This window comes from Ornithinimicrobium sp. (assembly GCF_051004135.1).
GTDB lineage: Bacteria > Actinomycetota > Actinomycetes > Actinomycetales > Dermatophilaceae > Ornithinicoccus.
This window is the reverse complement of the sequence record NZ_JBPCKQ010000001.1, coordinates 1-7982: the sequence shown is the minus strand read 5'-3', so window position 1 is coordinate 7982 and position 7982 is coordinate 1. Positions and strand designations below refer to the sequence as shown.

Genomic DNA, 7982 nt, shown 5'->3' with positions numbered 1-7982 from the left:
GTGCCGGGCCGCGGGCATGGTCTCGCTGGGCAAGGTCGCGTTGGACGGGACGAAGGTGCGGGCCAATGCCTCCCGACACAAAGCCATGTCCTATGCCCGGCTGGACACCAAGCAAAAAGTGTTGGCCCAGGAGATCAGTGACTTGATGGCCGAGGCCAAGACCGTGGACGCGGCCGAGGACGCCCGTTTCGGGCGGGGCAAGCGCGGGGATGAGTTGCCGGTGGAGTTGGCCAACCGGCAGCGTCGCGCGTTGGCGATGAAGACTGCCCGGGCTAGCCTGGAAGAAGAAGCGCAAACCAAGGCCCGTGCAGTGGCCGAGAAGAAAGCCGCGGACCGCGGGGACGACGACGACGCGGTCACCGGTGCCGGGGACACGGCAGCAGCATCGGCGGTGCCCAAGGACACGGCGCAACGCAACTTCACCGACCCTGACGCGCGGATCATGAAGACCGCAGACGGATCTTTTCACTACTGCTACAACGCCCAAGCCGTGGTGGATGCCGACGAGCAGGTAATCATCGCTGCCGAACTGGGCAACACCGCCACCGATATCCAACAACTGGTCCCAATGGTAACCAGAACCGTCGACACCCTCGGTGCCATGCCCCGGACCTGGGGAGCCGATGCCGGGTACTGCTCAGCCACCAACCTTGAACACACCACCGGACTTGAAGGGGCCCACCAGACGGAGTTCTTCATTTCAACCCGGCGTATGAAGCATGGTGCACCCGTGCCTGATGCCCCACGGGGCCGGATCCCTGCCAGCGCAACCCCAGTTGATCGGATGGCCAGGAAACTGAAAACCACACGCGGCAAAGAAATCTACGCACGCCGCAAGGCGATCGTGGAGCCGGTGTTCGGGCAGATCCACACCCGCCACGGCAAACACGTTCAACTACGCGGTCTGGACCAGGCCGCAGCCGAGTGGAAACTGCTCGCCGGGTGCCACAACCTGCTCAAACTCTTCACCTACCGGGCCAAGATGGCGTAACCGGGCGGGGCGGGACCCTCGTTGCGCCCACCCCCTGGGCCGCCGATTACGGCCTTGAGAGGACGGTGGTGGCCTGATAGAGAATTTCGTGCCGAAAGCGGTCACACGGCCATGGACTCGCCGACGATTCCAGACGAAACGCCGGAACCGATGAAACCACTACCGACCCACGCACCTAGGGGCGTGACACTTGAGGCAAGTCTTATGCGGCCAGGCGTGCCTGGTTGATGTAGTCCTGGGCGGTCTTGTCCAGGGTGTGCAGGGCGTGGCGGACTTCGAGGCTGGCTGGTGGTCGGTCGGCTGCCAGCAGGGGGCGCAGCAGCCGGTCGTGGACCTTGGTGTAGAAGACCGCGACGCGTTGCCCGTCACCGGTCAGGGCGTAGGTGTTGGAGTGCTCGCGCCGGACGATGAGTCCTTTGAGGCGGAGTCGGCGCAGGTCATAGCTGGCCTGGGCCTGGGTGTAGGGGGCGCCGAGCAACGCGGCGACCTGTGCGCGCAGGGTGGCGTTGGTGAACCCGCCGACCAGGTTGGTGGCGATGAGCAGGGCGCCGACCAGGGCCATGACCCGAGGGTCGCCGAAGCGTAGGGCTGGGGCCCTCTGACCATCCACCAGGGATGGTTGCGCGACCCGCTCAAAGGCTGGGCTCGCGAGGACACAGCCCTGGCCGACCCGTTCATGGTCCACCAGTCGGTCATTGATGTCACGACCCTTGGCCGTGAGTTCCTCCAGGTGCTCCAGACGGCGTAGGCAGCCCAGGTCGCTCGGGTTGTTGATCACCGTCTCGATCCGCAGTGCCCGCCCGTCCTTGAGGCACTGCTTGACTCTGGAGTGCTTGAAGAAGGCGTTGACGGTGACGTCGACCTCGGGTGATGACCCGGGTAGCACAGACGCCGGGTCGTCTCGACCGATCCTGCCGGCCGAAGATCAGTTCGACGTGGTCCGGTCGGCCCGCGTCCAGGTTGTCGGTGACCAGCGCCTCGAAGAACGCCCGCCCGGCTCGGGGGGCGTCGAAGCAGATCGTGCGGGAGACCTCGACCTGACGCATGGACACGTCCCACCAGTAACCGCGGGCCCGGTCCGCAGGGCTCAACGGCAGCGGCAGCCGCGCCCACCAGCGTTCGCAGAACACTGTGATGGTGCCCGAACCCAACCGGTCGCAGATGCCCTGCAGCCCTTCCGGGTCATCGGTGGCCGCGAACCCGTTGGACAGCTCGGTGAACCCGATCCCGGCCTTGGCCGCCTGGCGCTTGGCCCACTCGTGCCCATTGACCCAGATCTTGACCGGGTAGGGGAAGTAGGCGCAGACCTTGATGAACGCCATCCCGAAGTCGGCATCCCACAGGTAGAAGTAGTAGCAGGTGACCCGCCGGTCGGCCTTGCCCCACCCGAAGTGCGGAGCCCCACCATCTCGGGCCGGCGTGCTGGTCGCGGTGAACACCCGCTGGAACTCTTGCGCCACCCCGATCGCGGCCACCCCCGCCCGGCCCGTGGCAGCTTGCGCGGCCACATGCCGGCGCATCACCTCGATCTTGCGGTCGCCCTTGGCGAACCGGATCACCGGGATCTGATTGTCCTTTGCGAACCGGCGCACCGAAACCCGGAAGGACTCACCGATCCTGGCCACCGCCGCCGGAGACGGAATCGGCTGACCACGAGAGGCCAAGAACTGCACGACCTGCCCACCGACCTGCACGTTCGGCAGGTACCCGTTCAAGTAGATCCGGTCCAGACACCGCAGATCCAACGTGACATGCCCGTCCAGGACATCGTTGATATTCACCGGCCGCGTCGCCATAGCGCACCTCCTACGGCCACCCTGCCGTCGTGCACCAGACTCCACCCATCACCCAGGTCCCGTCACCCCCCAACGCGACCCCCGCCCCTCTGCGGTCCGAGGCGGAGCCTCATTAGGCCATGCAGTTATGTCGCCCTGACGACACAACTGCATGGTCTGCTGATCGCCCGGGGTCAGGCTTGGGCGGACTCCAGCTGCTGACGGGTCTGCCGGTGCCGCTGCAGCACCACACCGACAGGCTGCACGATCTGCGTCTTGACCACCCCGTCGACGGACTCCTCCATCCGGTCGGCGATCAGCTGCTTGCGCCGGAGTGCGCCGGCCCGGGCCAGCACCCGGCCCAGTGCAGCGACCAGCAGCCCGGCGATCACCCCTCCGACGAGCAGCACGGCGGGCACCGGCAGCGGTCCCCACATCGGGACCTCCAGGTCGATCTGCAGCCAGCCGAACACCGCCAACACGGTCAGCCAGACCAGCCCCGCCACGGCGGTGAGCGCGAGCAGCGTCTGCACGAAGCGCAGCACCGACCACCACCACGGGTCGCGGGCCCGCAGCGAGGTGGACAACACGGCCTGGTCCAGGGCGTCGGCGAGCGTCGAGTGCTCGGCGTCGGCGACGTCCTCCACGGCGTCGGCCCAGCGCGGCGGCAGCCCGGCGCCCGCCCGCTCCCCCACCCGTCGGGTGGCCAGCTCCACCGCAGACCGGGCCGCGGGGGTCGCCGGCGGCAGGGACGTGCGACCCAGCACGGCGCCGACGTCGGAGGGCGCGATGCCGCTGAGCCCGGCCCGGTCGTCGCCGAGCCGCAGTCGACGCAACGGATCGGGGCGCGCGGCTGCCAACCAGCGGGTGAACGGCCAGCCGGTGCGAGCGGTGCTGCGTCGGCGGTAGTCCTGCTGCACCGCCCGCAGCACCACGGGTATGCCGGCTGCCTGGGACAGCGCTCGGTGCAGCTCCTCGCCCGCCACGTCGCCCGATGCCGGCTCGTCAGGCCCGACCCCCTCGGCCAGCATCCGCGCCGCGGCGCTCAGGTCGCCGCGCAGCCGGTGCTCGGCGGCGTTGCGCTCGCTGACGACCCCGCCGATCGCCTCCCGCAGCACGTCCAGGCCGCGGGTGGTCCGCGCGGAGGTTCCGATCACCTCGAAGTCACCGGCGCCGTCGGCGGCGATCAGCCGGCTCAGGTCCTGCTTGATCTTGTAGACCGCCGCGCTGTCGTCGATCCGGTCGATCTGGTTGAGCACGACGATCATCACGGTCTCGTGGTCCTGCAGTGTGGCGAGGTAGTCCTCGTGCAGCCGGGCATCGGCATACTTCTGCGGGTCGGTCACCCACACGAAGACGTCGGAGCGGGCCAGCAACCGGTCCGCCTCGACCCGGTGGGCGGTCTCCCGCGAGTCGAAGTCGGGCAGGTCGATCAGCACCAGCCCGTCGAGATCCGCAGCATCGGTGGAGCCGCCCGGACGCGAGCCCGACGACCCCGCACCCGACGACCCCGCACTGGGCGGCGCCGACACCTGGTGCCGGTGTGGCACGGCAAGCCAGTCCAGCAACGGTCCCGCGTCCTCCTCGCCCCACACCGCCGCCGTGGCGGTCGAGGTCGTGGGTCGGCGGGCGCCGCTCGTCGAGACGGTCTCACCGACCAGGGCATTGAACAGGGTCGACTTCCCCGATCCGGTGGCACCGGCCAGGCTCACCACGGTGCGCCCGCCCTTGAGCGCCCAGCGCTCCCGCACCCGCTGCACGACTTCCTGCGCCGAGGCAACCGCAGCGGGATCGAGCTGGGCCCCGCCGATCTCGATCGCCTCAGCGAGCTGGTCCGCCCGCCAGGTCAGCGACCCTCCCGCGCCCTTGCCGCCTTCGCCACCTTTGCGGCCGCGCCGCAGCACGGGGAATGCGGTGCTCATCGCGCCCGCTCCACGTCGTCGGCGGCGGCGCGAGTCTCGGCGATGGCCGAGCGCGACAGCGGCACCTCGTCGAGCACACCGTCGAAGCGTCCACGCTCGCGACGCAGCAGCGTCTCCACCCGCAGCAGCAGGGCCTGCCGCGCCTTGCGGGACATCTCGCGGACCGCCTGGTCGCCGAACACCGCTTCGAGGAGTCGCTGCGCCAGCACGGCCGAGCCGCCGGCGATCGCGACCTCGGCTCCGCTCAGACCGGCCGTGGCGCTGAAAGCCAGCAGCATCAGCAGCACCGCCAGGCCGTTGACCCCGAACGCCAGATAGCGGGCCGTCGAGCGCCGGCCACCCGCCTCCTCACGCACCATGTCGAGCACCTCGCCCTGCCAGTCCCGGATCAGCCGCTCCACCCGCTCCGGCAGATCCGGGGCACCCTTGCCCAGCTCGGGATGCACTTGCACGAGCGGGGCCCCGCCGGGCGTGCTGCGCCACGCCCGCGTCGCGGTGCTCGCCGCGACCTGGGTGTGTGAGATGACCAGGGCCGCTGCGCCCGACTGCAGGGCCTCCCCCAACGGCTCCGTCGCCACCGGTCGGCCGGTCACGAATGCGGTGACCCGGTCGCGCAGCCGGGCGATGCCCGCCTCCACCTGGCGCAGGAACTCCCCGGTCCCGACCAGCTCCTGCCAGCGCGCCAACACCTCGCCGCGCAGCAGCGAGCCGTCCTCCATCCCCTCCTCGACGCCGTCCAGGGCGTCGCGGTATGCCGTGTGCGCCAGCTGGCGCAGCCCGTCCCTGGAGGCCACCTGGGCCTCACCTGCCTCGATGAGCTCGGTCGCCCGGGCCGACAGCGAGCTCAGCGCCCCGTCCAGGGTCCGGCGGATCACCACCGAACGGGCTCGGGCATCGCCGGCCAGGCTGTGCAGCCACCCGGAGAGCCGGCTGGTGTCCCGCTCGGGCAGCAGGCCCCGCTCGTCGAGCCCTCCTTCGGCAACGGTGAACAGGGGCGCATCCCCCAGGCCCTGTTCGCCCAGCATCTGGGACAGGTGCAACCGCACTTCGGTGATCGCTTCGGGCGGCACCCGGTCCAGCACGATCGCGACTGACGTGCCCCGCTGCGAGGCCTGACGCAGCAGGTCCCACGGGACGGCGTCGGCATACCGGGCAGCGGTGGTGACGAAGACCCACAGGTCCGCTGCGGCGAGCAGCTGCCGGGCCAGGTCGCGGTTGGCCTGCACCACCGAGTCGATGTCGGGGGCGTCGAGTAGGGCCAGCCCACGGGGCAGCGCGGCGGAGGCGACCATCCGCACCGACGACGGGTCGGCGGTCTCGGTCGGGCCGCCGGTCAGCCGAGCCAGCCCAGGCAGGATCCGGGTGCCGGTGAACCAGGCGACATCCTCGGGGTGGTGCACCAGCACCGAGGCGCGGGTCGTCGGTCGCAGCACGCCGGGTCGGCTGACGACCTCGCCGACGACACTGTTGACCAGCGTCGATTTGCCGGCCCCGGTCGATCCGCCGACCACAGCGAGCAGTGGCGCGTCGAGGGAGCGCAACCGGGGCAGCACATAGTCGTCGAGCTGCTGGACCAGTGCGGAGCGGGCCGACCGGGCCTCGTCGACGTCGGGCAGCTCCAGAGGCAGCCGCACCACCTCCGCCGACTCGCGCAACCTCTCGACCGAGGTCAGCAGGGCCGCGCCTGCATCCGTGTCCGTCACGGGGGCAAGCCTGCCTCCTGTCGCGGTCCTCCACAAAAGGAATCGCCGTGACATGCGATGCGAGACCTGAGACCAGACCTCTGGATGGGCTTCGGGCGAGACAGTCTTGAGCCCTGAGTGCGCCCCCGGCAGGACTCGAAGCTGTCGGGCGGATTACAGTCAAGTTGCCTGGTCAGGCCCCTATTAGGGCTCTGAACAGCACCGACGCGGACTGTAACCCTAGGTCAAGAGCGGACACGAGCGGGCAGGATGTGGCACCCCTGTGGCACGTAAGTTGCACGGCATCAAGAGTGAGGAGCCTCGATGGGCAAGCCGAGGAAGCGACCGATCCGCCGAGGATTCGGCGCGATTCGGGTACTGCCCTCACGCCGCGTGCAGGCGAGCTACGTGGGGCCGGACCTCCAACGCTACTCGGCGCCGTACACGTTCGACACGCGCCTGGATGCGGAGGAGTGGTTGGCGGCCGAGCGCAGGCTGCTGACGAGCAACGCCTGGACGCCCCCAAAGGAACGGCAGCGAGCCACGCGAGCCGGGGCGACCTTGGCCGACTACGCCCCGGGCGCCGTGGACCGCCGTAGGGTGCGTGGCGAGCCGCTGCGGCCACGCACGCGGGTCTTGTACCTGTCCTTGGTTGAGCGAGTCATCCTGCCCGGCCTGGGCGCTCGGCCGCTGGGGAGCATTACGCCCGAGATCGTGGCCGATTGGTATGGGCAACTCGACCCACGTCACCCCACCCAGCGCGCCCATGCCTATTCGCTCCTGCGGACGATCTTGGGCCAGGCCGTGGAGGAACAACTGCTCCCGGCCAATCCATGTCAGGTACGCGGCGCCGGACGAGCGTCCAGGGCTCGCCGAATCCAGATCGCCACGCCCGATGAGTTGGTGAGCATCGCGGCCGCCATGCCCGGGCGGTTGCAACTGCTGGTGCTATTGGCGGGCTGGTGCGGGCTGCGCTACGGAGAGCTGGCCGAGCTTCGCCGGGGTGACATCGACACCGACCGCGGTCTGATCGCGGTATCCCGAGCCGTGGTGCGCGTCGCTGGCCAGGACCTGATAGGACTGCCCAAATCTCATGCCGGGGTGCGGGCGGTCGCTGTCCCCCCGCACCTGTTGCCGGCCATAGTTTCGCACTTGGACACCCATACCGGACCCGCGGCTAACGCCTTGTTGTTCCCGCGCCGCCCCGGCGACTCGCGCCACATGATGCACACCGAGCTGACGAAAACCTACAACAAGGCTCGAACCACCGCGGGCCGGCCGGACCTACGGCTGCACGACCTCCGGCACACCGGTGCGACGCTGGCCGCTCAGACGGGCGCCACACTTGCCGAGCTGATGGCCCGGCTTGGACATTCCACCCCGGCCGCCGCTCTCCGCTACCAGCACGCCGCGGCTGGTCGGGATGCACAGATCGCGGTCGCCTTGTCGAAACTGGCACTCATCCATGACCCACCCAGAGGGGGTGGGTGACAGGCGTTGTCGCCGCCCGCGTCTGCAGGGTCGGACGTGGAAGTACAAGGCGACAGAGTCGGTGCGGTTCTGACGGTGCTGTCGCCTACCACGAAGAACTCGCTTCCACGCAGCCCGAACG

Annotated in this window: 6 protein-coding genes; 2 read left to right on the top strand and 4 right to left on the bottom strand. The window is 69.5% G+C overall.

From position 1 onward, the window contains the following. On the top strand, positions 1-991 hold a 991-nt coding region (locus ACR2FV_RS00030), incomplete at its 5' end, for a transposase (protein WP_434013682.1). Between the two features lie 202 nt (positions 992-1193). Here ACR2FV_RS00030 and ACR2FV_RS00025 read toward each other — a convergent pair. The 4 genes from ACR2FV_RS00025 to ACR2FV_RS00010 all read right to left on the bottom strand — a co-directional run bounded on the left by ACR2FV_RS00025 (position 1194) and on the right by ACR2FV_RS00010 (position 6391). After that, positions 1194-1553, bottom strand: a complete 360-nt coding sequence (locus ACR2FV_RS00025; protein WP_434013681.1) for a hypothetical protein — start codon at positions 1551-1553, stop codon at positions 1194-1196. A 139-nt stretch (positions 1554-1692) separates the two neighbouring features. Then, complete coding sequence (locus ACR2FV_RS00020; protein WP_434013680.1) at positions 1693-2772, bottom strand: hypothetical protein; 1080 nt, start codon at positions 2770-2772, stop codon at positions 1693-1695. A 188-nt stretch (positions 2773-2960) separates the two neighbouring features. Continuing rightward, entirely contained in the window at positions 2961-4688 is a 1728-nt protein-coding gene (locus ACR2FV_RS00015) for a GTPase (RefSeq protein WP_434013679.1), read from the bottom strand. Next, the gene (locus ACR2FV_RS00010; protein ID WP_434013678.1) at positions 4685-6391 is read right to left on the bottom strand and encodes an ABC transporter; all 1707 of its coding nucleotides are present in this window, start codon (positions 6389-6391) and stop codon (positions 4685-4687) included. Before ACR2FV_RS00010 ends, ACR2FV_RS00015 begins: the two co-directional genes overlap by 4 nt. Before the next feature lie 303 nt (positions 6392-6694). Between ACR2FV_RS00010 and ACR2FV_RS00005 the strand changes: the two genes are divergently transcribed. Further along, the gene (locus ACR2FV_RS00005; protein ID WP_434013677.1) at positions 6695-7861 is read left to right on the top strand and encodes a tyrosine-type recombinase/integrase; all 1167 of its coding nucleotides are present in this window, start codon (positions 6695-6697) and stop codon (positions 7859-7861) included. Positions 7862-7982: the final 121 nt, after the last annotated feature.

Bases quoted from the DNA above. Each gene is read 5' to 3' on its own strand.
- ACR2FV_RS00025 (WP_434013681.1), bottom strand. From the start codon at position 1,553: ATGGCCCTGGTCGGCGCCCTGCTCATCGCCACCAACCTGGTCGGCGGG.
- ACR2FV_RS00015 (WP_434013679.1), bottom strand. From the start codon at position 4,688: ATGAGCACCGCATTCCCCGTGCTGCGGCGCGGCCGCAAAGGTGGCGAA.
- ACR2FV_RS00005 (WP_434013677.1), top strand. From the start codon at position 6,695: ATGGGCAAGCCGAGGAAGCGACCGATCCGCCGAGGATTCGGCGCGATT.